This is a genomic window from Pseudomonas sp. FW305-28, from assembly GCF_017351395.1.
In the GTDB taxonomy this organism is placed as follows: domain Bacteria; phylum Pseudomonadota; class Gammaproteobacteria; order Pseudomonadales; family Pseudomonadaceae; genus Aquipseudomonas; species Aquipseudomonas fluorescens_AA.
Window position 1 is genome coordinate 1 of sequence record NZ_JACNDD010000301.1, and the last position, 909, is coordinate 909.

1 protein-coding gene is annotated in these 909 nt (G+C 64.7%); it reads left to right on the forward strand.

What is annotated here, in order from left to right:
• Positions 1-909 (forward strand): amino acid adenylation domain-containing protein (locus J4E53_RS30515; protein ID WP_207268293.1); only part of this gene is annotated, 909 nt, incomplete at both ends.

The window sequence follows — 909 nt, forward strand, 5'->3', positions numbered from 1 at the left end:
TCCCAGCTGTTCTCCGGCCATCGGCTGGTGATCATCCCGCAACTGATCCGCGCCAGCGGCCATGAACTGCTGGACTTCCTCGAACAGCACCAGGTGCACGCCTTCGATTCCACGCCGTCGCAACTCGACACCCTGCTCGCCGCCGGCCTGCTGGAACGTAGCAGCTACCAGCCGGTGAGCGTGCTGCTCGGTGGCGAGGCCATCAATGCCGCGACCTGGGAGAAACTACGCAACTGCCCGAGCATCCGCTTCTACAACATGTACGGCCCGACCGAATGCACGGTGGACGCCACCATCGACCTGATCCGTGACCTGGGCGAACGCCCGAGCATTGGTCGGCCGATTGCCAACGTCCAGGTCCACGTACTTGACGCCCGTGGCGAACCGGCGCCGCTGGGCGTAGCTGGAGAGATTCATATTGGCGGCGCTGGGGTGGCCCGGGGTTACCTGAACCGGCCGGAGCTGAGCGCCGAGCGTTTTATCACCGATCCGTTCAGCAGCGAACCGGACGCACGCCTGTACAAGACCGGCGACCTCGGCCGCTGGCTGGCCGACGGCACGCTGGAATACCTGGGGCGCAATGACTTCCAGGTGAAAATCCGTGGTTTCCGCATCGAGTTGGGGGAAATCGAAAACGTCTTGCTCGGCTGTGCCGGTGTCACCGATGCCGTCGTGATTGCCCGGGAAGACAATCGCTTGGTGGCGTACCTGTGCGGCGAACCGGCCAACGCCGAACAACTGCGCAGCACCCTGCTCAAGCACCTGCCCGAATACATGGTACCCAGTGCTTTCGTGCACCTCGATGCCTTGCCCCTGACCGCCAACGGCAAACTCGACCGCCGCGCCCTGCCGGCCCCCGGCCTGGAAGCCCTGGCGAGCAAAACCTACGAGGCGCCCCAGGGCGACACT